Raw genomic sequence first — 23,183 nt, forward strand, 5'->3', positions numbered from 1 at the left:
CGGCATGGCGTGGACGATCCCGCAGCGGGTACCCACCGGCCCGTGCGCACCGGCACGGTGCGCAGGAGACGGCGGAAGGGAGACGAGAGCGTCATGGGTGAGCACCACGGCGGGCGGCGTCAGGACCGCTCCGACAGCGCGGCCGGTGAGATCCTGCACGAGATCGAGGACGCCGAGACGGACGTCGACGGCTCCCGGAAGCGGCGGCATGCGGGCGAGGCCGCGGAGGCGATCACTCCGAACGAGCGCGCCCAGGAGGAGTCCTTGGCGGAAGCCGGGGACGACCGAGAGCGGTAGACACCGCACCCGGCACGGTGGACGGCGGTGGATGGCGGGGAATCCCCGGGGTACCCGCGTCACATGCAGCACGATCACCGAGGGCCCGCACTGCCGCCGTGCCGGGGACCGCTCTCCGCGGCCGTGACGGCGTACCTGCGGGGCGCCGGACCGCCGCCCCGCGCCGAGGACGTCGCCGGCGCGCGGGCGTACGGTGACGACCTCCAGCTCGCCCTGTACCTGTGTTACGAGCTGCACTACCGCGGCTTCGCGGACGTCGCCCCGGACCGCGAGTGGGACCCCGATCTGCTGCGGGTGCGGGCGGCGATGGAGCAGCGCTTCCTCACCGCCCTGTACGCGGACACCCCCGGGCACGACCGCCTCGACGACGCCCTCGCCGAACTGCTGGTGGAGCCGGTCCGGGGCACGGGTGTCTCGCACTACCTGCGGGACGAGGGCGAGCTGTGGCAGCTGCGCGAGTACGCGGCCCAGCGCTCCCTGTACCACCTCAAGGAGGCGGACCCGCACGCCTGGGTGCTGCCGCGGCTGTGGGGCCGGGCCAAGGCGGCCATGGCGGCGGTGGAGTTCGACGAGTACGGGGGCGGTCGGGCCGAGGGGGTGCACGCCCGGCTGTTCGCCGACCTGATGGCCGACCTGGGCCTGGAGACGACGTACGGCCGCTATCTGGACGCGGCCACGGCCGAGGCCCTGGCCACCGTGAACCTGATGTCCCTGTTCGGTCTGCACCGCGAGCTGCGCGGCGCCCTGGTGGGCCACTTCGCCGCGGTCGAGATCACCTCCTCCCCCGGCTCCCGGCGGCTGGCCGAGGCGATGCGCCGCACGGGCGCGGGTCCGGCCGCCGAGTTCTTCTACACCGAGCACGTCGAGGCCGACGCCGTGCACGAGCAGGTCGTACGCCACGAGGTGATCGCCGGGCTGCTCGAGGAGGAACCGCAGCTGGCACCGGACGTCACCTTCGGTATCGATGCGACGGGACACCTGGAGGACCGCTTCGGCGGCCGGCTGCTCGCCGACTGGCGGGCGGGCCGGTCGTCGCTGCGCGTCGCGCTCGACACACAGATGGAACATGTCGCTCATTTCTCGTGAATGAGCCCATATCTCTTGAGTCCCGGGGTATTCGCGGGACGTGAGTGAACTGGTGCTTCCCGGTGTCTACGCCCCGCAGGACGACACCGCGCTGCTGGCCGAGGTTCTGTCCGGTGAGCCGTTCCGGCCGGGCGCCCAGGTCCTGGACGTGGGCACCGGGAGCGGCGCGCTGGCGCTGGCGGCCGCGCGGCGGGGAGCCGAGGTGACCGCGGTGGACGTGTCCTGGCGGGCGGTGTGGACGGCCCGCCTCAACGCCTGGCGGGCGAGGGTCCGCATCCGCACCCTCAGGGGGAATCTCTTCGGTCCGGTGCGGGGGCTGTCCTTCGACATGGTCCTCGCCAATCCGCCGTACGTGCCGGCCCCCGGCGCCCGGCGCGCACCCCACGGCAGGTCCCGCTCCTGGGACGCCGGAGACGACGGGCGTCTCGTGCTGGACAGGATCTGCCGGGACGGACCCGAACTCCTGCGGCCCGGCGGTGTGCTGCTGCTCGTCCAGTCCGCGCTGAGCGGCCCCGGCCGCAGCCTGTGGCTGCTGCGCGCGGCCGGCCTGAAGGCCGCCGTGGTGAGCCGTCGCTGGATCGCGTTCGGCCCGGTGCTGCGCTCCCGGCAGGGATGGCTGCGGGAGCGGGGCCTGCTGGGCGCGGCCGACGCGAAGGAAGAGCTGGTGGTCATCCGTGCCGAACGTCCCCTCTGAGGCCCCGCGAGGTGAGCGGCGCTCCCGCCCGCCTCGCCGGGTGACGATGCAGCGGTGCGGTCCGATCCTCGTCGAGGGCCCGGTCGAGGTGGAGCTGGAGGACGGCACCACGGTCCGCTCCGACCGGTTCCGGGTCGCGCTGTGCACCTGCCGCCGCAGCCGCCGCTGGCCCTGGTGCGACACCAGCCACCGCGAGCGGGCGTAGCACACTCGCGACGTTCCGTCCCGAAGATGCCAGGGGCCGGCGGGCGGCCCCACTCCGCCCGTCCGGCCCCTGGTGCGAGATCGCCGCGGATCCCCGCGCCGGGGCCCGCACTCCCCAGTCACGGGACCCTTCAGCGCTGCGCGGGGACCGCGCGATCCCGGTCTGTCAGAACGCGAAGACGCTGGTGACCGAAGCGTTCTTCACGCACTCGTTGGCGAAGGTGCGCTCGTAGGAGACACGCTTGCCCTGCCAGACGCCGGCGGCGGTGACCACCACGGGGTTGTACTCCTTGGTGCACAGCGCGTCACCGCCCGCCGTCAGGGCGTCGAAGTCGCCGCTCGCGCCGCGCAGTTCGGCGCACGCCTCGACGGCCGCCGGGTGCGTGCCGGAGGCCGAGGGGGCGCAGGCGAGGGTGACCGCACGTTCCGGCGTCGCGGTGGCGGCGCTGTCCCCGTGGCCCACGGTGAGCACCAGGGCCGACGGCGCGTACAGGGAGGCAGTGGCGCCGGCCGGGGTGGCGAGGGCGGCCCCGGTGAGGGGTCCGCAGACGGCGGTGGCCGTCAGGCCGAGGGTGGCGGCCCAGCGCGCGGTGTTCCGCATTGTGTGCTTCCTTCCGCAGGTTTCGATGAGAGACGCCGTGTCCGACTCGGACGGGAGCCGGACCGGCGAGCGGGAGTCTGCCGAGTCCGCCGCCGAACTCCCAATCGGACCCACGTGTTTCAGTAACCTTGCGTATTGAATCAGTGGCGCGAAGTCACGGAATTCGAACGTTCCAACCCCCGAACCACGGGCCCGCCGATCACGGAATCCGGCCGGTTGGCCGAATTCCCTGCGTTCGTCAATCGGCCTGAAACACTCCGCTTCCGCTCCGGACAGACCCCTGCGCGACCCCTTGTGTTCATCTTCCAGGAGTTCCCGGACATCCGGGAGCGCACCCGCGAGGCCCGGACGGAGGCGGCCCGCGGGCCTCCCCCGGCTGCCGGCCCGCGCCTACCGGCCAGTATGGTCGGCGTGCAGCGCAGGACCGGACCGGTGGCGGGACGCGGGAGGGCACGGATGGCGAAGCACTGGGCGGACTTCCAGTACGAGATCTATCTGAACGGGATGACGGGCGCGGTACCGCGACTGCCCACCGATCTGACCCGGCTGGAGGAGCTGACGGAGCAGCGGCTCGGCCCGGGCCCGGTGGGCTACGTGGCGGGGAGCGCGGGCAACGGCAGTACGGCCCGCGCCAACCGGGCGGCCCTGGACCGGCGCCGGATCGTCCCGCGGATGCTGCGGGACGTGCACGAGCGCGATCTGTCGGTCGAGGTGCTGGGCCGCACGCTGCCCGCACCGCTGGCCCTGGCGCCGGTCGGGGTGCTGTCGATCATGCATCCGGACGCGGAGCCGGCGGCCGCGCGGGCCGCCGCGGCGCAGGGTGTGCCGTTCATCCTGTCGTCGGCCTCCAGCACCCCCATGGAGCAGGTCGCCGAGGCGATGGGGGACGCCGAGCGCTGGTTCCAGCTGTACTGGGCCAAGGATCGCGAGGTGACGCGGAGTTTTCTCCAGCGGGCCAAGGCGTCCGGGTTCACCGTCCTGGTGGTCACCCTGGACACCCCGCTGCTGGCGTGGCGGCCCCGGGACCTGGACCAGGCCTACCTGCCCTTCCTGCACGGGGTGGGCACCGCCAACTACTTCTCCGATCCGGCCTTCCTCGCGGGCCTGGCCAAGCCGGTGCACGAGGACCCGAACGCGGCGGTGCTGCACTTCGTCGGCATGTTCGCCGACCCCGGCAAGACCTGGCCGGATCTGGCGTTCCTGCGGGAGAACTGGGACGGCCCCATCGTCCTGAAGGGTGTCCTGCACCCGGACGACGCCCGCCGCGCGGCCCAGGCCGGGATGGACGGCGTGGTGGTGTCCAACCACGGCGGCCGCCAGGTGGCCGGTTCCATCGCCGCCGCCGACGCGCTGCCGGGGGTGGTGGACGCGGTCGGTGACCGGCTGACCGTACTGTTCGACAGCGGTGTGCGCACCGGCGACGACGTCTTCAAGGCGCTCGCACTGGGCGCCCGGGCGGTGCTGCTGGGCCGGCCGTACGCCTACGGTCTCGGCCTGGACGGTCAGGCGGGCGTGGAGCACGTGATCCGCTGTCTGCTGGCGGAGTTCGACCTCACTCTGGCCCTGTCAGGGCACGCCGGCCCGGCCACCGTCGGCGCCGCCGATCTGGTGGAGGACACCGCCTGACCGTCGCCTGCACGGGAGGGCCCGGGACGTCCGGTGGTGCCGGTGCGGTTCGTGCGCCGTGCAGGATGGCCGCGCCGCTGCGGGAAGGACGCGCCGGCGTGTGAACGAGGCGAGCCTGTGTGAAAGACACGCCCCCGTGTGAAGGACGCGCACGCATCGGCGGGCCGCGCACGCTCCCGGCGCGGCCGTCCGGGCGGTGCACTGGAGTCGGCTCCTCGGAACAGGCCCCGTCGCCCGGGGCCCCGCGCAGGACGGCGGCTCTCCTGCGCGCGACGGCCGCCGACCCCGTTTCTCCCGCCCTCGGTCGGCGGCCCGGGGGCGGCCCCACGGTGACCGAGGGCATGACGCGGGCGGTCGCGCCGTCAGATCTCCCAGGAGCGCAGCCGGTCGGCGGCACCGTAGACGTCGGTCTTGCCGTTCATCAGATCGCGGGCGAGGTCGACGAGCGCGCCGTAGGGCGGGTCGATGCCCACGCCGCTGACGAACATGTAGGCCACGGCCGTCGCGCAGGCGAAGCGGGCGTTGGCGGAGGGCAGGGGCTTGAGCAGGGCGAGGGTGTGCAGCAGCGCGGCGGCACGCCAGGCGGGGTCGGAGTCCACGCCCAGGCGCGGCGGGTCCACCCGATGGCGGGCCACTGCGGCCACCAGGGCCGAGAAGTCGTTGACCGTGGGCTGGTCCGGCAGCACTTCCTCATGGCGCTGGAGCAGCCAGGGCACGTCGATATGGATGACGGGGCTCATCGGTCAGGCGGCCCGTCCCTCTCCCTTGGTGGGCGGCTCGTCGTCGGGGAAGGCGGCGGCGAACTCGTCGGCGTGGGCGGCGAAGAACCGGCGGAAGGCCTCGGCACCCTCCTGGAGGGCCCGGTGCCTGGCTATGTCGGCGGCGGCGGCCTCCCGCACGAGCGCCTTCATCGACGTACCGCGTTCCTTGGCGATCTGCCGCAGGTCCTCTAGCTCGCGGTCGCTGAACTCCACATTGAGCGCTGGCATGACCAATACGGTACCGCTCGGGTACTTGCACGTAAATATCCGCAGGTCACAGGGGTGAGGGGACGGTACCGCCGAGCAGGACACGCAAGGCTGCCGCACGGGCAGGTGGACGGCCCGGCGGGTGCACGCTCCGGACACCCAGCCATGTGTGACTCATGTCACATTCACCCGTGCCGTGTCACACCCCGGCCCCTCACCCTCCTCACAGTGGTGAGCACGTCACCGGGAGGCCCACACATGTCCGACAGCACCCCCGCGCCCGCCGGGGACACCCCCGAGGAGACATCCGTCGAGGACCCGCGGCAGCGGGCGACCGAGCTCTTCCTCGCTCACCGGGAGCTGCTGTTCGGCGTCGTCTACACCATGCTCGGCAGCGTCGCCGACACCGAGGACGTCCTCCAGGAGACCTGGCTGTCGTGGACCGCCCGGGGCACCGGCGCCCCGGTGGAGCGGGTCGCCAACCCGCGCGCGTACCTGGTGCGGATCGCGGTGAACCACGCGCTGGCGCGGCGTGCCGCGATCAGCCGCCGCCGTGAGACGTACGTCGGCCCGTGGCTGCCCGAGCCGCTGGTCGAGGACCAGGCCTCGGACGCCGGCGATCCGGCGCTGCGGGCCGAGTCGGTGTCCATGGCGATGCTCGTGGTCCTGGAGTCGCTGACCCCGCTGGAGCGCGCGGTGTTCGTGCTGGGCGAGGTGTTCGGGTACCCGCACCGGGAGATCGCCGGGATCATCGGCCGTACGCCGGCCGCCGTGCGCCAGCTCGCGCACCGGGCTCGAGCCCATGTGCACGCCCGGCGCCCGCGCTACCCGGCGCATCCGCGGGTGCGGCGGGAGGCGACCGAGCGGTTCGTGCGGGCCGCGCTCGGCGGGGACATCGCCGCCCTGATGGAGATCCTCGCCCCGGACGTGACGGTGTGGACGGACGGCGGCGGCCTGCGCCGGCAGGCCGGCCTCCGCCCGGTGCACGGGCGCGACAAGGCCGTCCGTCTCCTCACCTCCTACGCCGCCCAGCGAACTCCGCGTGAGCTGGAGATCCGCCACCGCCGCGTCAACGGCGACGACGCGGCGGTGCTGTTCCAGGGCGACGCCCCCTTCGCGGTGATGGTCATGGACCTCACACCCGAGGGCGACCAGGTGTCCGGGGTCTACATCGTCACCAACCCCGACAAACTGCGGCACGTGCGGCCCGACGACACGGAGGACGCCACGGACGCCACTGACGCCGCTACGCCTCCAGCTTGCTGATGCGGACCGCCCCCTGCGCCTGTCCGGGGCGGCTGCTGGTCAGGGTGAGCCGGATCCGGGAGCCGCGCACCGCGTCGAAGGTGATCACGGTGGGGGCGTCGGAGGTGTCGGCCCAGGCGGTGCGCGCACCGCGCACCGGTGTCCAGGCGCCGTCGCGGAAGACCGCCACCTCGACCGCGGCCGGGAGGCTGTGCGTGGCGTCCACGGTGAAGGAGACGGTGACGCGGTCGACGGTGCGGGTCCGGCCCCAGTCCAGGGACACCCAGTCCTTCGGGCGGGCCCCGGAGAAGGCGGGCAGCAGGGCGGTGGCCGCCTTGCTGAAGGCGTTGGACCAGCCGGTGGCCGGGTCGCCGTCGAGCATGGCGGCGGGCAGCGTGTCGGGGCGGCCGGAGTAGCTCGCGTCCGCGTACGGGAGGGCGGGCGGGGCCGGCAGGTCCGGCGCGAAGCCGGCGGGCGGCGTGGTCGCGGCCGGGCCGGCCGCTGTGGTGCGTACCGTCGCCGTGCCGGTGCGCAGGCCGTCGGCGCGGGCGGTCACCCGCAGCGTGCCCGCCTTCGTGCCGGAGCGGACGATCGCGAGCGCCTTGCCGTGGAAGGCGGTGCGGGTGCTCGCCTGGTAGCGCTCGGCGCTCTCCTGCCGTCCGTTGTCGACACCGGCGAGCGAGCCGCCCCGCACGTCGAAGGAGATCAGGTGCTGCGCGTCGGGCACGATCACGCCGTGGGCGTCGACGACGTCGGCCGTGACGAAGACCAGTGACCGGCCGTCCGCCGCGAGCGAGCGGCGGTCGGGCGTGAGCCGCACCGCGTGCGGCGCGCCGGCGGTACGCAGGACGTCGGTGGCCACCACCTTGCCGTCCCGCCGGGCCACCGCCTTCAGCTCACCCGGCCGGTACGGCACCTTCCAGGTCAGATGGAGCTTGCCGGCGCTGCCGTTGGGGCTCGTGTAACTGCCGGGGTAGGGCCCGTCGGTGAAGGTCTTGTCGTCGCCGGGGGCCTCGGTGGTCTCCAGGTAGGCGCGGCCGTCGGTGGTCCTCTTCACGTCGAACGTCCGTATGCCCAGGGACTCTCCGTCGAGGAACAGCTCGACCGACTCGACGTTGGCGTAGGCCCAGACCTCGACGACGTCGCCCTCCTCGTGGTTCCAGGTCATGGGCACCAGGTGGACCATGGGTTCGGCCGTCCACTGGCTCCGGAACAGGTGGTACATGTCCTTGGGGAAGCCGGCGGTGTCGACGGCGCCGAAGAAGGACGCCTTCACCGGGAACACGTTGTACGGCGTGGGCTCCCCGATGTAGTCGATGCCCGACCACAGGAACTGCCCGGCGAACCACGGGCGGTCGCGGTCCTTCTTGAGGCCGTACTCGCCGCTCATGGTCCAGGAGGCGAGGTTGTTGTCGTACGAGGAGGTCTCCCGCCGGCCCGGGGTGTGGTTCTCGCCCGTGTTCAGGTGCTCCGGCTCCTGGTAGGCGCCGCGCGTGGAGGTCTCCGAGGACGACTCGGACTCGAACAGGAACAGGTGCGGGTAGGCGGCGTGCAGGGCGTCGACGGACTTGGCGGTGTTGTAGTTCAGGCCCAGCCCGTCGAGCTTGGCGAGCATCAGGTCGGCCGCGGAGCCCTTCTTCGGCAGGCCGCGGTACTTGTCGGAGCCGATGACGAGCGGGCGGGTGTCGTCGGCGGCCCTGACGGCGGCGATGATCCGGTCGGCCATGGCGAGTCCCGCGGTGGAGGTCGAGTCGGGGATCTCGTTGCCGATGGACCACAGGACGACGGCGGGCGAGTTGCGGGCGGCGAGCACCATCTCGGTGGCGTCCTTCTCGCACCACTCGTCGAAGAACCGGCCGTAGTCGTACGTCGTCTTGCCGGTGCGCCAGCAGTCGAAGGCCTCCACCATCATCACGATGCCGAGTTCCTCGCAGACCTGGATCATCTGCGGGGAGGGCGGGTTGTGGGAGGTGCGGAAGGCGTTGACCCCCATCGACTTCATGATGGTCATCTGCCGGCGCACGGCGTCGACGCTGACCGCGGCGCCGAGCGCGCCCTGGTCGTGGTGCAGGTCGACGCCCTTGATCTTGGCGTGGGTGCCGTTGAGGAAGAAGCCCTCGTCCGGGTCGAAGCGGACGGTGCGGATGCCGAAGCCGGTGTCGTGGGTGTCCACGGTCCTGCCGCCTACGCGCAGTTCGGTGCGGAGCGTGTAGCGGTGGTGCGGGGTGGTGAAATCCCACAGCCGGGGGCGGGTGACCGGCAGTTCGTGGGTCTCGGTGCCGCCCTGCGGGCCGGCCGTGACCGTGGAGGCGGTCCGGGCGACGGTGCGGCCGTCGGGGTCGACGACGCTGGAGGCGACCTCCACCTCGGCGGGCGCGCCGGAGTCGTTGGCCACCGAGGTGCGCACCCGGACCACCGCCCGCTCGGCGGTGACCTCCGGCGTGGTGACGTACGTGCCCCAGCGGGCCACGTGCACCGGCTCGGTGATCACCAGGCGGGCCTCGCGGTAGATGCCGCTGCCGGAGTACCAGCGGCTGCTGGGGAGCCGGTTGCGCACCTGGACCGCGATGACGTTCTCGGTCGTGCCGTCGGTGTGCAGCAGGTCGGTGAGGTCGAAGGCGAAACCGGTGTAGCCGTAGGGGTGACGGCCGGCCTCGGTGCCGTTGCAGTAGACGTGGGAGTCCATGTAGACGCCGTCGAACTCGATCGAGATCCGCTTGCCGGTGCAGGCGGCCGGCAGGGTGAGCGCGAGGCGGTACCAGCCGAGGCCGCCGGGGAGGAAGCCGGTGCCGCCGGTGGTGGAGTGCTCGGTGGTGGGCGTCTGCTCGATGCTCCAGTCGTGCGGGACGGCCACCTGGCGCCAGGCGGAGTCGTCGAAGCCGGGGGCGGCGGCGTCGGCGTAGGCGCCGGTGGGGTCGTCGGTGCTGCCGTCCGGGTCGACCAGCGCGAAGCGCCAGCCGTCGCGCAGGGCCACGGTGCGGCGCCCGGGGATGTGTCCCGCGGTGTCCGCGGCGTGGGCGCCGAGGGCGGCGGGACCGCCCAGCAGCCCTCCCGCGGCCGGGGCCGCCGTACCGGCGATCAGGACCGATCTGCGCGTGACCGTCATGGCGGCTCTCCTTCATTCCCCACACGGGACTCAGAAGCACTCAGAATTGCTCGTGAACGAACAGATTCTGACGTGACGGCACATGCGCTCGTCAAGGGGTGTGGAAAGCGCTTGTGCGCTCGCCGCGCACTCAACGCGCACCCATCGCGCGCTCCCCGGGCACCCGGCAGGCGGCCCCCGCCCGTTCCGGCCGGGGTCGCCCGACCACGCGGAGCCGGTACGCACTAGGCTGGAACGCGAGTGACACACCTGATCACCGTGAGTGTGCGCGATGGAGTGGCGACGATGAGTCCGGCGTATCCGTTCGACGAGGCCGCCACGGCACGGGCGGTCGTCGACGCGCACGGCGTCCTCGTCGAGTGGAACGAGGGCGCGCGCCGACTGCTCGGCTGGGCGCCGGAAGAGGTCGTGTCCAAGCCCGCCGCGACCCTGCTCGCGGGCGGCGCGCGCCTCGCCCTCCCCGGGGACGACCGCTCCGGCGGCACAGTCGCCCTGCGCCACCGCGACGGGCACACCGTCTCCGTCTGGGTCCTTGCGCACCGCCGTCGCCCGGAGGAGGACGGCGACTGGCTCCTGGTCACGCCGGTGCGGGGTGGCCCTCCCCCGGCCCAGGACGACGCCCCGCTGGACCGGGTGCTGCTCACCCAGTCCCCCTGTGCGGTCGCGATCTACGACGAGCGGCTGCGCCTGCACTCGATGAACGACGCCATGGCCGAGGCGCTCGGCGTCCCCAAGGAGCCGCCGCGGGGCCTGCGCCCGTCCGAGATCGGCGGGCGGCCGCAGAGCGCGGACATCGAGGCGCGCATGCTCCGGGTGCTCAGAACCGGCCGGGAACAGGACGTGCAGTCGTACATCCCGATGGGCGGCGACGGCCGCAGGCACGCGTGGCTGGCCCGGATCTCCCCGATCACCGACGACGAGGGACGGGTGCGCGGGGTGTGCGTCGCCGCCCACGACTTCACCGAGCAGTACCGGGCGCGGGAGCGGCTGCAACTGGTCAACGAGGCCAGCGTGCGCATCGGCACCACCCTGGACGTCACCGTGACGGCTCAGGAACTCGCCGACGTCTGCGTCCCGGCCCTCGCCGACTTCGTCAGCGTCGACCTGGTGGACCCGCCCGAGGACGGCGGCGAACTGCCCATCGGGCCGCTCACCGTGCCGGCCGCCCTGCGCCGCGTCGCCCACCGCTCCGTACGGCCGGGCGACCCCGACCCGGTGATCCCGGCCGGGCAGTGCGAGGTCTACCCGGCGGCCTCGCCCCAGGGCGCGTCCCTGCTGTCGGGGCAGCCGATCGTCGTCGCCAAGGCCTCGGGCGACCTGGGGAAATGGCTCGCCTGGCATCCGGAGCTCGGCCGGCGCGTGGAGCGGCTCGGCATCCACGCCGTCATGTCCGTGCCGATCCGCGCCCGGGGTGTGACCCTCGGGGTGGCCGTCTTCACCCGGTTCGACCAGCCCGCCGCCTTCATGCCGGACGACGTGCTGCTGGCCGAGGAGGTCACGGCGCGGGCCGCCGTCTGCATCGACAACGCCCGCCGCTACTCGCGCGAGCGGGAGACCGCCCTCGCCCTTCAGCGCAGCCTGCTGCCGCGCACCCTGCCGCGCACGGCCGCCGTGCGGGCGGCCTCCCGCTACCTTCCGGCGGCGGGCGCCGGGGTGGGCGGCGACTGGTTCGACGTGATCCCGCTGTCCGGGATGCGGGTCGCGCTGGTCGTCGGGGACGTCCTCGGGCACGGCGTGCGGGCCTCGGCCACCATGGGCCGGCTGCGCACCGCCGTGCGCACCCTCGCCGACATCGACCTCGCCCCCGACGAGCTGCTCACCCACCTCGACGACGTCGTCGCCCGGATGTCGGGCGAGGCGGACGCCGAGGGCGAGGGCCGCCCCGCCGAGGTCGGCGCGAGCTGCCTGTACGCGGTGTACGACCCCGTCTCACGGCGCTGCGTCCTCGCCCGCGCCGGACACCCCTCCCCCGTGCTGCTCCCGCCCGACGGCCCGCCGCGCCGGATCGAGCTGCCGCCGGGTCCGCCGCTGGGCCTGGGCGGACTGCCGTTCGAGTCGGCCGAGCTCGACCTGCGCGAGGGCAGTGTGCTCGCCTTCTACACCGACGGGCTGATCGAGAACCGCGCGCGCGACGCCGACGCCGGTCACCGGCTGCTGTGCGAGGCGCTGGCCGAGCGTGCGGGCTCGCTGGACGCGGCCTGCGACCGCGTGCTGCACTCGGTGGTGCCGACGGGCGGCTTCGCCGACGACGTGGCCCTGCTGCTCGCCCGCACCCGTGGACTGCCCGCCTCCCAGGTGTCCACCTGGGACATTCCCGCCGATCCCTCGCTGGTGGCCCCGATCCGCAAGCAGGTCCTCGACCAGCTCGACGACTGGCGTCTGAGCCTGGCGGCGTTCACCACGGAACTGGTGGTCAGCGAGCTGGTCACCAACGCCATCCGGTACGGGACCCCGCCCATACGGCTGCGTCTGATCCACGACGACGCCCATCTGATCTGCGAGGTGTCCGACACCAGCAGCACCGCCCCGCACCTGCGCCGCGCCCGGACCTGGGACGAGGGCGGCCGCGGACTGCTGCTGGTCGCCCAGCTCACCCAGCGGTGGGGCAGCAGGCACACCGCCGAGGGCAAGACCATCTGGGCGGAGCTGAGCCTGCTGGAGGAGGAGTGAGGGCTCACTGGGGTGTGAGGGGCTCACTCGCGCTCACGGCGCGCCGGTCAGCCAGGGCCTGACCTGGCGGCGCGCCTCGTGCAGCCGCGACTTGAACGTGCCCAGCGGCACACCGGCCCGCTCGGCGGCCTCCACGTACTCCAGCTGGCAGATGTCCCGGTACACCAGCGGCGCCACCAGGTGCGGATGCTCCCGCTCCAGCCGGTCCAGCGCCTCCAGGAGATCGACGCGGGAGCCCGCGATGACGCTGGTGGTGCGCGGGTCGGCGAACTGCGCGGGCTCGATCGGGGCGGGCTGCTCCGCGGCGCGCCGCTTCAGCTCCCGGTACTTCTGGCGACAGCAGTTGGCGACGACCGTGTAGAGCCATGTGGAGAAGCGGCTGCGGCCCTGGAACGTGGAGATCCGCCGCGCGACCTGGAGCAGGACGTCCTGTGCGGCCTCCTCCGCGTCCTCCCGGCAGGGCAGGAAGCGTCCGCAGCGCCGCAGCACCTCGGGACGGATCTCCTGAAGCAGTTCCTCCAGCGCCGTGGCATCGCCCGCGGCGGCGCGCCGGGCGAGGTCGTCGGTCACCGCCGGGTCCGGCACGGCAGGCCCCCTTGGAGTCGATCTCAGGGCAGGCATGATAGTCGCATGCACTCCGTCGAGCGGATCGGCCGCTACCGGGTCGAACGACGCCTGGGCACCGGGGCCTTCGGCACGGTGTGGCTGGCCCACGACGACGAGCTCCAGGCCCCGGTGGCCGTCAAGGTCCTCGCCGAGAACTGGTCGCACCGCCTCGACGTGCGGGAGCGGTTCCTGTCCGAGGCGCGGCTGCTGCGCAAGGCGGGCTCGCCGCTGGTGGCGCAGGTCCACGACATCGGTGGACTGCCCGACGGCAGACCCTACTTCGTCATGGAGTACGCCGACGGCGGCACCCTCGCCGACCTGCTCGCCGCGGATCCGCCGCCCGTGCCGGAGGCGCTGCGGCTGACCGCGCTCGCCGCCCGCGGCGCGCAGGCCCTGCACGAGGCCGGCGTCGTGCACCGGGACGTCAAGCCGAGCAACATCCTGCTGCGCACGGCGCCGGACGGCACCCGGCGGGTGCTGCTCGCCGACCTCGGGCTCGCCAAGAGCCTGGCGGAGGCCTCGGGGCTGACGCTGGCCGCGGGCTCGGCCGGGTACCGGCCGCCGGAGCAGGCCGAGCCGGGCGCGGGCATCGACGCGCGGGCCGACGTCTACAGCCTGGGCGCGGTCGGCTACCAGCTGGTCACGGGCACCGTCCCGGCCGCGCCGGGCAGGGTCGTGCCGCTTCAGCGGCTGCGGCCGGATGTGGACCCCGGCGTGGCGCGGGCGCTGATGCGCGCGCTGGAACCGGAGCGCGAGCGGCGCTGGCCCAGCGCGGAGGCGTTCGCCGAGGAGCTGGAGCGGCTGGCCGCCGCCGGGCCGTCCGGCGTCCGGCCCCGCCGGCGCGGCAGGGGGGTCGCGGCAGCGGCGGCGGTGGCGGTGGTCGCCGCGGCGGGTGTGGCGCTGGCGCTGACCCTGTGGCCGTCCCCGGCCTCGAGCGTGCGGGTCGCGGACGCCACCGGCCGGGTCGCTGTGGAGGTGCCCGACGGCTGGGGGCGGGAGCTGCGGGACTCGGGCTGGGACCCGCGCGCCCTGGGGCTGCCCGCCGGGCACGAGCCGGGGCTCGCCGTCGCCGACGACCTGTCCCGGTGGCAGGACCTCGGCGCCGACGTGCGCGGCGTGTTCGTCGGCCTGAGCGAGCACGGCGACGTCACGGCCCGGGTGAACGCCGTGGACCACCCCGGCTGCCACTACGACGGCAGCCGCGCCTGGAGCAGCCCGCGCTGGGACGGCCGGATCCGTACCTGGACCGGCTGCCCCGGCGGCGGCCGGCTCACCGAGACCGCCCTGGTCCCGGCCGGCTCCGGCGCCCGGCAGCCCGAGGTGTACGTGCAGATCCGTCAGCACGGCGGCGGCGACGCCACCGACCGCGTCCTCCGCTCCCTGCGGGTCACCTGACTGCCGGACGGGCGTGCGGGGCACCCGGCACCGCAGGGGAGCCCGGCACATCCCCCCGCTGTGGTCCGGCGGGTCCCCCTCACCGCTGGGGTCCCGCGGGTCCCCCGCACCGCAGGGGTCCGGCGGGTCTCCGGCACCATAGGGAGTCCGGCACCATAGGGAGTCCGGCGGCTACCTGACCCCCATACGGGTGAACGCCACCCGGCACGGAAACGGGAATGCATCAGGTGCCCGGCGCAGGAGTCGGGTCCACGGGGGAAATGCGCGGCACACCGCGAACTTTCCGCCGCGACCGTGCATCGGACACCATGTCGGCGCACCAGGCGCCGGACGCACGCCCGACCGCGTGCGACGAACTCCAGGAGCGTGGAACATGGCGTACACCTCCCCCTCCCGCCACCGCACGGCGCTGCTCGCGGGCTCGGTCGCCGTGCTGGGCCTGCTGACCGCCTGCGGCAACGGCACCGGTACGGCGAGTCCTCCGCAGAAGGTGCCCGGCACCGCCGCGCCCGCGACCGGCGGCCCGACGACCGGCACGCCCGCCACGAGCACCGCACCGGGCAGCGCGCCGAGCGACACCGCCACCGCCCCGGGCGGGACCGCGACGCACCCGGGCTCCTCCTCGGCCTCGGCCGGCGGCGACTCCGGTTCGGGCACCGGCACCACGGCCCACGGCACCCGCTGCCACACCTCGGAGCTGAAGGCGACCGTGGGCCGCAACGACCCGGGCGCCGGCCAGGAGAACTTCCCGGTCGTCCTCACCAACACCTCCGGCCGCACCTGCACGGTGCACGGCTACCCGGGCGCCGCCTTCGTGGACGCCTCCGGCCGGCAGCTGGGCCCGGACCCGAAGCGCGAGTCGGGGACGCCCACCACCGTGACGCTGCGGCCGGGCGCGAGCGCCTGGGCGGGCCTGACCTTCTCCAACCCCGAGGTGAGCGGCGCGCGGACGGCGACGCCCGCCTCGCTGATCGTGACGCCGCCCGACGAGCGCGACCACCTGACGGTGACCTGGACGGCCGGAAAGGTTCCCGTGGGCGGCAACGCCTCGTCGGTGTTTCTCACGGTCTTCAGCCCCGGCACCGCACCCTGACGGACACCGGTCCTCGCACGTCTGCCCGGATCCCCCGCGGCCGTTTGCTTTGATGTGCGGGCACCGTTGATCGCGTCCGGAGGAACGAGCCCTGAACACCCCGCTCGCAGAGGCCCTGTCCGTCGCCCTGCTCGTCGCCGTCCTCGCCTGGGCCGTCATCCGCCCCCTCGGCCTGCCCGAGGCGGTGATGGCCGTCCCCGCCGCCGCCCTGGCCGTCGCCACCGGCGCGATCTCGCTGGACCACGCCCGCGCCGAGGCGGAGCGGCTGGGACCGGTGGTCGGGTTCCTGGCCGCCGTCCTGGTCCTCGCCCACTTCTGCGATGTCGAGGGGCTGTTCCAGGCGTGCGGGGCCTGGACGGCACGCTGGGCCGGGGGCCGTCCGGTACGGCTGCTGACGGCGGTGTTCGCGCTGGCGTCGGCGATCACCGCCGTGCTCAGCCTGGACGCCACCATCGTGCTGCTGACCCCGGTCGTGTTCGCCACCGCCGCCCGGACGGGCGTGCGCCCCAAACCGCACGTGTACGCCTGCACGCACCTGTCGAACACGGCGTCGCTGCTGCTGCCCGTCTCCAATCTGACCAACCTGCTGGCGTTCGCGGCGAGCGGACTGAGCTTCACCCGGTTCGCCGCGCTGATGGCGCTGCCCTGGCTGGTGGCGATCGGCGCCGAGTATGTGGTCTTCCGCCGCTTCTTCGCCCGCGACCTGGCCGCCGCGGCGCCCGCTCCCGCCTTCGGCGAACCGCCCGAGCCGCCGCTGTTCGCGCTGGTCACGGTCGCCTGCACCCTGGCCGGGTTCGTCGTGACGTCCACGTTCGGCGTCGAGCCGGTGTGGGCCGCGCTGGCGGGTGCGCTGGTGCTCGCCGGGCGCGCGCTGGCGCGCGGCAAGGCCGGCGTGCCGACCGTGGTCCGGGCCGCGGCACCGGCCTTCCTGGCGTTCGTCCTGGCCCTGGGCGTCGTCGTGCGCGCGGTGGTGGACAACGGGCTCGCCGACGCGCTCGGGCACGTCCTGCCCGCCGGCACGGGGCTGCCCGCGCTGCTCGGGATCGCCGCGCTGGCCGCCGTACTGGCCAACCTGATCAACAACCTTCCGGCGGTGCTGGTCCTGCTGCCGCTGACCGCGCCGGCCGGGCCGGGCGCGGTGCTCGCCGTGCTGCTCGGGGTGAACATCGGGCCGAACCTGACCTACGCCGGGTCGCTGGCGACCCTGCTGTGGCGGCGGATCGTGCACCAGCACGAACACGGCGTGGACCTCAAGGAGTTCACCCGGCTCGGCCTGCTGGCCGTGCCGTCGGCGCTCGTGCCCGCGGTGGTGGCACTGTGGGGGGCGCTGCGGATTCTGTGAGTTCCCGTCGAAGTGGCCCGGCACGCCGGGCAGGCGGGAAGGCTGAAGGGAGGCCGTCGTATGCGCGTGATCGCCTGGCTGGTCGAGGGCACCTGGCCCGCCTGTGTGGACGCGGTGCGCACCCATGCGCCCGACGCGTCCGACGTGGTGCTGCTGCACGTCAGCGGGCCGGAGGTGCCCGGCCTGGCGCACGGGGCGTTCGCCGGGCTGCTCGGCCGGGGCCGTCCCGAGCGGGATCCGGGCGACCGGCTGGCGGACCTGGAGGCCACCTCGGGGGCCGAGCTGCTCCGGGCCGCCGCGGCCCGGCTCGGGCGGCCGTGCACGCGGCTGGAGCGGGCCGGGCGGGTGGAACGCGAGGTGGTGGCGGCGGCCGGGGACGCCGATCTGCTGGTGCTGGCGCGGGACGGAGACCGCGAGCGGCTGGGCCCGCACAGCCTGGGGCCCGCCGTACGGTTCGCCGTCGACCACGCGCCCTGTCCGGTGCTGCTGGTGTGGCCGGAGGCGGCGCCGGATCTCACGACCCTGCCCCCTCCACCGCCTTCGGAGCCCCCACCGCCGCCGCCACTGCCGCCGGGACCGCCCCGGCCTCACTGAGCGCGTCGGGCGACCCGGCGGCCACAGCGCTCAGCGGCCGGCCGTCCGGTGCGCCGCCGCACCGCCGTCCGGGACCCAGTCGGCCACGTCCATCTGGAGCTCCGGCGCGGCGGGGCCGATCGTCCAGCGCTGGGTGTCGCTCCGCGAGCGCGTCTTGAGGACGAGGGCGCCCGCGCCGTCGGTCGCGGCGGGCGTCAGGGCCAAATCCTGGTCGAAACGCGGGACGAGGGTGCCCTGGAGCGTAAAGTCGTAGCGCACGTTCCGAGCGCCCGGGGCGGAGGCACCCGTGCACGGGGCCAGCTGGACGGACCAGCCGAGGTGGGAGTCCAGGCACAGGCCGGGCGCGGCGCCGCTGCGCAGCAGGCCGTCGGTCTCGTACGCCCACTGCTGACCGGGCGCCGAGGAGCAGGTCGTCAGCTCGGTCTCCGCGCCCTTGACGGCCTCGCCGCCGACGATGCCGACGCACAGCCCGGAAGCGACGCTCTGCAGCCGCCCCCGCAAGGTGGTCCCGCCGGTCCCGCCCGCACCGGCCCAGGAGGATCCCGGGCCCGGTCCGGGACTCGCGGTGCCCGAGGAGGGACCGGGCGTGCCGGAGGGCGGCCGGCCGGGGTCCGCGGCGGTGTCGTCGCCGGAACCGAGCACCGACCACAGGGCCAGGGGCAGTACGACCAGTCCGCTCACCGTCGCCACGGCGATGGCGAGGGTGCGCCGGCGGACGGCCCGCCGGGTGGCCCGGTGCGCCGACCGGCGGGCGCCGGCCCGAGGGGCGGACGCGGACTCCGCGCCGGAGGCGCCGGGCGGGACGAAACGCTCCGTGGCGGTCCGGGCTCTGTGGCGGGCCCGGTCGAACAGCACGAACCCGTCCTGCCGCACCGAGGCACGCCCACCGGACGGCTCCGCTCCCCCACCCGAGGCAGCGGACGGGACATCCGCGTCCCCGGCGGGCCGGGCTCTGTGGCGGGCCCGGTCGAACAGCGCGAACCCGTCCGGCCGCACCGAGGCACGCCCACCGGACGGCTCCGCTCCCCCACCCGAGGCGACGGACGGGACATCCGCGTCCCCGGCGGACCGGGCTCTGTGGCGGGCCCGGTCGAACAGCGCGAACCCGTCCGGCCGCACCGAGGCACGCCCACCGGACGGCTCCGCGCCCTCGCCCGAGGCGACGGACGGGACATCCGCGTCCCCGGCGGACCGGGCCCTGTGGCGGGCCCGGTCGAACGGCGCCGGCCTGACCGGTCGCCGCGGGACGGGACCGCCGGACGGGACGGTGCCGAAGGCGCCGCCACCCGAGGTGCCCACGTCCGGTCTGCCGGCCGGGCCGAACGCCCCGGCTCCGGGCGGGGCGGCTGTGAAGTCCTCGCCGCCGGCGAACGCCGTGGACGGTGGGGGCGTGGACGGCCCGTTCTCGGCGGGTGGTGCGGATCCGGCGGCACGGCTCTCCCGGTACTCCCGCGCACCCCAGCCGAGCACGCCTTCGGCGAGCGCCGTGCCGAGGCCGTCGTCGAACCGCGCCAACTGGTCGGCGGTGTACCGGCAGTGGGCGCATCGGGCCAGGTGCTCACGCAGGTCGGGGTCGATGTCGACACCGCCGCGCCGCCAGGTCACGTCCAGCAGCCGGAAGTAGCGCAGACAGTCCTGTTCCGGGGCGAGGTCGCGGTGCGCCTGGAGGCACTCCTCGCGCAGCCGCTCCCGGGCGCGCCGGAGTCCGACGCGCGCGTCCTCCTCGTCGATACCGAGCAGCCGGGCCGGCACCGCGGGGGGCTCGGCCTCGACGTCGGCGTGCCACAGCAGCGCGCGGGCCGTCTGGGGCAGCCGCTGGAAGGCCTGGGAGATCAGGCGGCGGTCGGCGGGCGGCAGCAGCCGGGCGGCGATCCGGTCGTCCGCGGCGGCGGCCCTGAGCTCGGGGTGCAGCATCTCCCGCCGGTGGTCGGCGGCCCACTCGGCGGCGATACGCCGCACGGTGATCAGCAGTTGGGGCCGCCAGGCGGCCGTCGGTCCGGCCTGACGCAGCGTCTGCCCGAACAGCCGGGTGAAGGAGGCGGTGGTCAGCATGCCCGCCGGGTGCGGCCCGTCGGTGCACATCCGGGCGTAGGCGAAGGCCGCTTCCCAGTGCCGGTCGAGCAGTTGGCCGACGGGCCCGAGCGCGGGTGTGGCGCCGGTCCATTTGCTCAGTTCGGTGCTCAGCTGCTGGTCCGTCGCATCGAACGGACGGGGCGGCTCGGGGGAACGGGACAGGCCTGGGTCTTTCACGGCTGGTCTTCCTCCGGGCCCATCGTTCGCGCGCCGACTGGGCCACACCTTCGCACAGGTCAGCGCGGAGCAACAAGGGATCACACGGTCTTGCGCAAACGCCCCTGGTTTCCCCTCAGTTGACACCGTCGCCGGCGCACCCGGCGGGGCGTGGCACGCGCCGCGCGGCCCGCCGGGACGCCGCGGTCTCAGTGACCGCTGATCTCGTGCGGAGTGTAGGGCCGCTCGAGTTCCTCGATCTCCTTCTCGCTCAGCTCCAGTTCGACGGCGGCCACCGCGTCCTGGAGGTGCTGCGGCTTGGACGCGCCGACGATCGGCGCCGTCACCGTGTTCTGGTGCAGCAGCCAGGCGAGGGCCACCTGAGCGCGCGGGACGCCCCGCTCCTCGGCGATGCGGGTGACGGCCTCGACGACGGCGCGGTCGCCCTCCGGGTAGAGGCGGCTGCCGAAGGCGTCGCTCTCGCTGCGGTGCGTGGTGGTGTCCCAGTCCCGGGTGAGCCGGCCGCGCGCGAGCGGGCTCCAGGGCAGCACACCGACGCCCTGGTCCGCGCACAGGGGGAGCATCTCGCGCTCCTCCTCGCGGTAGAGGAGGTTGTAGTGGTTCTGCATGGAGACGAAGCGGGTCCAGCCCTGCAGCCGGGCCGTGTACTGGGCCTTGGAGAACTGCCAGGCGTACATCGAACTCGCCCCGATGTAGCGGGCCTTGCCCGCCCTGACGACGTCGTGCAGCGCCTCCATCGTCTCCTCGACCGGCGTGTGCGGGTCCCAGCGGTGGATCTGGTACAGGTCGACGTAGTCGGTGCCCAGGCGGCGCAGGCTGTGGTCGATCTCCGTCATGATCGCCTTGCGGGACAGGCCGCCGCCGTTGGGGCCCGGCCGCATCCGTCCGTGCACCTTGGTGGCGAGCACGATCTCGTCGCGGCGGGCGAAGTCGCGCAGCGCCCGGCCGACGATCTCCTCACTGGTGCCGTCGGAGTAGACGTTGGCGGTGTCGAAGAAGGTGATCCCGGCCTCCAGGGCCTGCCGGATCAGCGGTCGCGACGTCTCCTCGTCGAGGGTCCACTCGTGCGTGCCGCGGTCGGGCAGACCGAAGGTCATGCAGCCCAGACAGATCCGCGACACGTCCAGGCCCGTCGAACCGAGCTTCCCGTACTGCATCGTTGCTGCTCCTGCCTTCCGGATGGTCGTCCACCCGAGCGTAGGCCGTCGCCGATCATGAAGGCGGACCGTGCCGCATGCCGGACTCGGCCGGCCGGGGTCCACCTGGCCGCGGGAACGCGTCGAGCAGGTCCAGCGCCCGCTCCCAGGCGAAGTCCTGCCGCCCGCCGCCCGCTTCGGTCGCGCCGGAGGCGGGCTCATCGGAAGCCGGATCGCCGAAGCGCACGCCCATGGCGCGCAGCCGTACCAGGCTCTCCCGGTAGGCGGGATGAGCGGCCAGTGTGTCGGCCACGCAGGGCAGGACGGCGACCGGGACGCCGAGCCCGTAGGCCTCGCACAAAGTGGCCAGGGCGAGGGTGTCGGCGGTCCCGGCGGCCCACTTGTTGATCGTGTTGAAGGTGGCGGGCGCGACGGCCACGGCGTCCGGCGGCGGGAACGGCCGGGGGTCGCCGGGGGTGCGCCAGGCGGACCGGATGGGGCGGCCGGTCAGCCGCTCCACCTCGGCGGTGTCGAAGAAGCCGCCCATGGCGACCGGCGTCGCGATGACACCGACCTCCCAGCCCCGCGCCCGCGCGGCGACGATCAGCCTCCCGACGCCGGAGGCGATGCCGGCGGCGCAGACGACGACGTACAGGAAGGGTCTCTTCAGGGGCTCCCCGGCGTGTTCCGTCACCCGGCCGACCCTAGTCGATCACCCGTCGTCGAAGTGGCCAGTTTTCCGCAGGACGACGAGGGCGGCGGATATGTCGAAGCCGATGCCGTAGCGCTGGGCGAGAGGTTTCCTCGGCGGGGCCTCGCCGTCGCCGCGCCAGCGGTGGAGGAATTCGATCGCTCGTGCCAAAGTGATATAAGCCCTCACGTCAAGGCAGGAGTGCAGCCATGCCGAACGGCTTTCCCGACGGAAAATTCCGCATCGTTCAGAAGCGGTCCGGTAACTGCCTGGTCAAGCATTGCGGCTACGTTCCGGGCATGGACACAAGCGCCACGTACGAGCACGTTTCAGCCGGCAGCTTGGATCCCACTGTGACGCTGGCCGGCAAGCCGCAGGGTGGCGCGGACGAAGTTTGGTATTACGACGCGGGCAGGATCGTCGCCCAGACCGAGGAGCCCGCACATCGAGGTCGTTTCGCCCTGCGGGTAATGGGAGACCGCCTCAGCATGATCGGCACGGGCAGCATCTACGTGGAAAAGTGGGAGTACACCGCAGATAATCGGATCAAGGTGTCCGAGTCTGATGTCTACCTCACCATGGGTGCTGATACCTATAGCGATGTAACGCATCTCGAAGGCGGTGACGCGGATCAGGAGCTGACGTCGCCGCGGACGACGATCGAGGAAGTCCGGGCGCATATCGAGGAACTGCGGACGGAGGGGTTTCCGGCAGACCAGCTCGAGCAATATGAACGAGAAATGATGAATGCGATACACCCGGATTTCACCCGCGATCCAAACCTCCTGAAAACACTTGAGGACAGAACTGCCCGTGTCAAAGCCTGCCTGGAGTGGACTCTGCAGAAGGCGTGAGGCCGGTCGTACCTCCGCGGACAGGCCCGGGGCTCAGGCGGCGGCCACGGCCCGGACCTGTTCCCGGGCCGCTGTGAGCGACTGCCGTGCCAGGTGTTCCAGACCGGCGAGCCGCGGCAGGACGTCGACGCGGGTCAGTTCGGCGGCGATCAGGTGAAGACGGTCCGGCGCGACGCCCAGGTTGCCGAACCAGGCCTTCAGGTACGGCGTCTGGAAGTCGAAGGACTCCCGCGGGGTGCCGGGGCCGTAGCCGCCGCCACGGGCCATGACCGCGACCACCCGGGTGCCGACCAGCAGGCTCTCGCCCGTGTCCGGGTCGGCGAACGCCCCGGGGAAGGTCACCCGGTCGATCCACGTCTTCAGGGACGCGGGCACCGAGAAGTTGTACATCGGGACACCGAGCAGCACCGTGTGCGCGGAGCGCAGCTCATTGATCAGGGGCAGGGTCAGGTCCCACTCCCGCTGCTCGGCGGGGCCCTCGATCAGCGCGGGCACCTTCGAGGGGGGAACGAAGCCCTGGCGCTCCACCCTGCGGCCCAGGGTGGTGTAGGCGGCGGTGAGCGGTGGCACGGGGGCGGCGGCCAGGTCACGGTGGCGGTACTCCGCCGTGCCGTGCCGCTCCCGCCACACGTGTACGAAGTCGGCGGTCAGCCGGCGGCTCACCGAGTCGGCGGTCGCGTCGGCGCTGGAGTCGATGTGCAGCAGCATGGAAGGGTCACCTCGGT

22 protein-coding genes are annotated in these 23,183 nt (G+C 73.7%); 12 read left to right on the forward strand and 10 right to left on the reverse strand.

Annotation, left to right across the window (positions count from 1 at the left end; all coding sequences use genetic code 11):
* The first annotated feature begins 93 nt into the window (after window positions 1-93).
* The 4 genes from ABZ484_RS15020 to ABZ484_RS15035 all read left to right on the forward strand — a co-directional run bounded on the left by ABZ484_RS15020 (window position 94) and on the right by ABZ484_RS15035 (window position 2,282).
* Window positions 94-297, forward strand: a complete 204-nt coding sequence (locus tag ABZ484_RS15020; RefSeq protein ID WP_358866306.1) for a hypothetical protein — start codon at window positions 94-96, stop codon at window positions 295-297.
* 63 nt (window positions 298-360) lie between these two features.
* Window positions 361-1,383 (forward strand): iron-containing redox enzyme family protein, encoded by a 1,023-nt coding sequence (locus tag ABZ484_RS15025; protein ID WP_358866307.1) that lies wholly within the window; start codon window positions 361-363, stop codon window positions 1,381-1,383.
* A 40-nt stretch (window positions 1,384-1,423) separates the two neighbouring features.
* Window positions 1,424-2,077 carry a HemK2/MTQ2 family protein methyltransferase gene (locus ABZ484_RS15030; protein ID WP_358866308.1) on the forward strand — a complete coding sequence of 218 codons (654 nt, stop codon included), beginning with the start codon at window positions 1,424-1,426 and terminating at the stop codon, window positions 2,075-2,077.
* A gap of 46 nt (window positions 2,078-2,123) precedes the next feature.
* Entirely contained in the window at window positions 2,124-2,282 is a 159-nt protein-coding gene (locus tag ABZ484_RS15035) for a CDGSH iron-sulfur domain-containing protein (protein WP_358866339.1), read from the forward strand.
* Window positions 2,283-2,447: 165 nt separating this feature from the next.
* Here the strand turns inward: ABZ484_RS15035 and ABZ484_RS15040 are convergent, their stop codons facing one another.
* Window positions 2,448-2,882 (reverse strand): protease inhibitor, encoded by a 435-nt coding sequence (locus tag ABZ484_RS15040; protein WP_358866309.1) that lies wholly within the window; start codon window positions 2,880-2,882, stop codon window positions 2,448-2,450.
* A gap of 456 nt (window positions 2,883-3,338) precedes the next feature.
* Here ABZ484_RS15040 and ABZ484_RS15045 point away from each other — a divergent pair, with 456 nt between their 5' ends.
* Window positions 3,339-4,508, forward strand: a complete 1,170-nt coding sequence (locus ABZ484_RS15045) for a lactate 2-monooxygenase (RefSeq protein WP_358866310.1) — start codon at window positions 3,339-3,341, stop codon at window positions 4,506-4,508.
* A gap of 362 nt (window positions 4,509-4,870) precedes the next feature.
* Here the strand turns inward: ABZ484_RS15045 and ABZ484_RS15050 are convergent, their stop codons facing one another.
* Window positions 4,871-5,248 (reverse strand): toxin Doc, encoded by a 378-nt coding sequence (locus ABZ484_RS15050; protein WP_358866311.1) that lies wholly within the window; start codon window positions 5,246-5,248, stop codon window positions 4,871-4,873.
* Window positions 5,249-5,251: 3 nt separating this feature from the next.
* A complete protein-coding gene (locus ABZ484_RS15055; protein WP_030172510.1) occupies window positions 5,252-5,497 on the reverse strand; it encodes a hypothetical protein in 246 nt (81 codons plus the stop codon).
* A gap of 237 nt (window positions 5,498-5,734) precedes the next feature.
* On the opposite strand from ABZ484_RS15055, the gene sigJ reads away from it, so the two are divergent.
* A complete protein-coding gene (gene sigJ / locus ABZ484_RS15060; protein ID WP_358866312.1) occupies window positions 5,735-6,742 on the forward strand; it encodes an RNA polymerase sigma factor SigJ in 1,008 nt (335 codons plus the stop codon).
* Here the strand turns inward: sigJ and ABZ484_RS15065 are convergent.
* On the reverse strand, window positions 6,723-9,827 hold the full coding sequence (locus tag ABZ484_RS15065) for a glycoside hydrolase family 2 TIM barrel-domain containing protein (RefSeq protein WP_358866313.1): 3,105 nt from the start codon (window positions 9,825-9,827) through the stop codon (window positions 6,723-6,725). The genes sigJ and ABZ484_RS15065 overlap by 20 nt on opposite strands.
* Before the next feature lie 285 nt (window positions 9,828-10,112).
* Between ABZ484_RS15065 and ABZ484_RS15070 the strand changes: the two genes are divergently transcribed.
* On the forward strand, window positions 10,113-12,497 hold the full coding sequence (locus tag ABZ484_RS15070; protein WP_358866314.1) for a SpoIIE family protein phosphatase: 2,385 nt from the start codon (window positions 10,113-10,115) through the stop codon (window positions 12,495-12,497).
* A gap of 33 nt (window positions 12,498-12,530) precedes the next feature.
* Here the strand turns inward: ABZ484_RS15070 and ABZ484_RS15075 are convergent, their stop codons facing one another.
* Window positions 12,531-13,082, reverse strand: coding sequence for an RNA polymerase sigma factor (locus tag ABZ484_RS15075; protein WP_358866315.1), 552 nt, complete (start codon window positions 13,080-13,082; stop codon window positions 12,531-12,533).
* A 45-nt stretch (window positions 13,083-13,127) separates the two neighbouring features.
* Here ABZ484_RS15075 and ABZ484_RS15080 point away from each other — a divergent pair, with 45 nt between their 5' ends.
* The 4 genes from ABZ484_RS15080 (at window position 13,128) to ABZ484_RS15095 (ending at window position 17,527) form a co-directional block, all read left to right on the forward strand.
* Window positions 13,128-14,498 carry a serine/threonine-protein kinase gene (locus tag ABZ484_RS15080; protein WP_358866316.1) on the forward strand — a complete coding sequence of 457 codons (1,371 nt, stop codon included), beginning with the start codon at window positions 13,128-13,130 and terminating at the stop codon, window positions 14,496-14,498.
* Window positions 14,499-14,871: 373 nt separating this feature from the next.
* Window positions 14,872-15,591 carry a DUF4232 domain-containing protein gene (locus ABZ484_RS15085; RefSeq protein ID WP_358866317.1) on the forward strand — a complete coding sequence of 240 codons (720 nt, stop codon included), beginning with the start codon at window positions 14,872-14,874 and terminating at the stop codon, window positions 15,589-15,591.
* A 91-nt stretch (window positions 15,592-15,682) separates the two neighbouring features.
* Window positions 15,683-16,933 carry an SLC13 family permease gene (locus ABZ484_RS15090; protein ID WP_358866340.1) on the forward strand — a complete coding sequence of 417 codons (1,251 nt, stop codon included), beginning with the start codon at window positions 15,683-15,685 and terminating at the stop codon, window positions 16,931-16,933.
* A gap of 60 nt (window positions 16,934-16,993) precedes the next feature.
* On the forward strand, window positions 16,994-17,527 hold the full coding sequence (locus ABZ484_RS15095; RefSeq protein WP_358866318.1) for a universal stress protein: 534 nt from the start codon (window positions 16,994-16,996) through the stop codon (window positions 17,525-17,527).
* Between the two features lie 30 nt (window positions 17,528-17,557).
* Here ABZ484_RS15095 and ABZ484_RS15100 read toward each other — a convergent pair whose 3' ends face one another.
* The 4 genes from ABZ484_RS15100 to ABZ484_RS15115 form a co-directional block, all read right to left on the reverse strand.
* Window positions 17,558-19,777, reverse strand: a complete 2,220-nt coding sequence (locus ABZ484_RS15100; protein ID WP_358866319.1) for a ricin-type beta-trefoil lectin domain protein — start codon at window positions 19,775-19,777, stop codon at window positions 17,558-17,560.
* A 188-nt stretch (window positions 19,778-19,965) separates the two neighbouring features.
* Window positions 19,966-20,934 (reverse strand): aldo/keto reductase, encoded by a 969-nt coding sequence (locus tag ABZ484_RS15105; RefSeq protein WP_358866320.1) that lies wholly within the window; start codon window positions 20,932-20,934, stop codon window positions 19,966-19,968.
* A gap of 55 nt (window positions 20,935-20,989) precedes the next feature.
* Window positions 20,990-21,607 carry a flavoprotein gene (locus ABZ484_RS15110; protein WP_358866321.1) on the reverse strand — a complete coding sequence of 206 codons (618 nt, stop codon included), beginning with the start codon at window positions 21,605-21,607 and terminating at the stop codon, window positions 20,990-20,992.
* Between the two features lie 18 nt (window positions 21,608-21,625).
* Window positions 21,626-21,775 carry a hypothetical protein gene (locus ABZ484_RS15115; RefSeq protein ID WP_358866322.1) on the reverse strand — a complete coding sequence of 50 codons (150 nt, stop codon included), beginning with the start codon at window positions 21,773-21,775 and terminating at the stop codon, window positions 21,626-21,628.
* Between the two features lie 38 nt (window positions 21,776-21,813).
* On the opposite strand from ABZ484_RS15115, the gene ABZ484_RS15120 reads away from it, so the two are divergent.
* Complete coding sequence (locus tag ABZ484_RS15120) at window positions 21,814-22,458, forward strand: hypothetical protein (protein WP_358866323.1); 645 nt, start codon at window positions 21,814-21,816, stop codon at window positions 22,456-22,458.
* 33 nt (window positions 22,459-22,491) lie between these two features.
* On the opposite strand, the gene ABZ484_RS15125 is transcribed toward ABZ484_RS15120, so the two are convergent.
* Window positions 22,492-23,166, reverse strand: a complete 675-nt coding sequence (locus ABZ484_RS15125; protein WP_358866324.1) for an NAD(P)H-dependent oxidoreductase — start codon at window positions 23,164-23,166, stop codon at window positions 22,492-22,494.
* Between the last annotated feature and the right edge of the window lie 17 nt (window positions 23,167-23,183).

The organism is Streptomyces sp. NPDC006393, from assembly GCF_040628575.1.
Lineage (GTDB): Bacteria > Actinomycetota > Actinomycetes > Streptomycetales > Streptomycetaceae > Streptomyces.

What these genes read in the sequence shown, in the direction of transcription:
- ABZ484_RS15040 (WP_358866309.1), bottom strand. Translation starts at nt 2,882, where the DNA reads ATGCGGAACACCGCGCGCTGGGCCGCCACCCTCGGCCTGACGGCCACC.
- ABZ484_RS15085 (WP_358866317.1), top strand. Translation starts at nt 14,872, where the DNA reads ATGGCGTACACCTCCCCCTCCCGCCACCGCACGGCGCTGCTCGCGGGC.
- ABZ484_RS15045 (WP_358866310.1), top strand. Translation starts at nt 3,339, where the DNA reads ATGGCGAAGCACTGGGCGGACTTCCAGTACGAGATCTATCTGAACGGG.
- ABZ484_RS15020 (WP_358866306.1), top strand. Translation starts at nt 94, where the DNA reads ATGGGTGAGCACCACGGCGGGCGGCGTCAGGACCGCTCCGACAGCGCG.
- ABZ484_RS15125 (WP_358866324.1), bottom strand. Translation starts at nt 23,166, where the DNA reads ATGCTGCTGCACATCGACTCCAGCGCCGACGCGACCGCCGACTCGGTG.
- sigJ (WP_358866312.1), top strand. Translation starts at nt 5,735, where the DNA reads ATGTCCGACAGCACCCCCGCGCCCGCCGGGGACACCCCCGAGGAGACA.
- ABZ484_RS15035 (WP_358866339.1), top strand. Translation starts at nt 2,124, where the DNA reads ATGCAGCGGTGCGGTCCGATCCTCGTCGAGGGCCCGGTCGAGGTGGAG.
- ABZ484_RS15065 (WP_358866313.1), bottom strand. Translation starts at nt 9,827, where the DNA reads ATGACGGTCACGCGCAGATCGGTCCTGATCGCCGGTACGGCGGCCCCG.
- ABZ484_RS15120 (WP_358866323.1), top strand. Translation starts at nt 21,814, where the DNA reads ATGCCGAACGGCTTTCCCGACGGAAAATTCCGCATCGTTCAGAAGCGG.
- ABZ484_RS15105 (WP_358866320.1), bottom strand. Translation starts at nt 20,934, where the DNA reads ATGCAGTACGGGAAGCTCGGTTCGACGGGCCTGGACGTGTCGCGGATC.
- ABZ484_RS15050 (WP_358866311.1), bottom strand. Translation starts at nt 5,248, where the DNA reads ATGAGCCCCGTCATCCATATCGACGTGCCCTGGCTGCTCCAGCGCCAT.
- ABZ484_RS15070 (WP_358866314.1), top strand. Translation starts at nt 10,113, where the DNA reads ATGAGTCCGGCGTATCCGTTCGACGAGGCCGCCACGGCACGGGCGGTC.
- ABZ484_RS15095 (WP_358866318.1), top strand. Translation starts at nt 16,994, where the DNA reads ATGCGCGTGATCGCCTGGCTGGTCGAGGGCACCTGGCCCGCCTGTGTG.
- ABZ484_RS15055 (WP_030172510.1), bottom strand. Translation starts at nt 5,497, where the DNA reads ATGCCAGCGCTCAATGTGGAGTTCAGCGACCGCGAGCTAGAGGACCTG.
- ABZ484_RS15080 (WP_358866316.1), top strand. Translation starts at nt 13,128, where the DNA reads ATGCACTCCGTCGAGCGGATCGGCCGCTACCGGGTCGAACGACGCCTG.
- ABZ484_RS15025 (WP_358866307.1), top strand. Translation starts at nt 361, where the DNA reads ATGCAGCACGATCACCGAGGGCCCGCACTGCCGCCGTGCCGGGGACCG.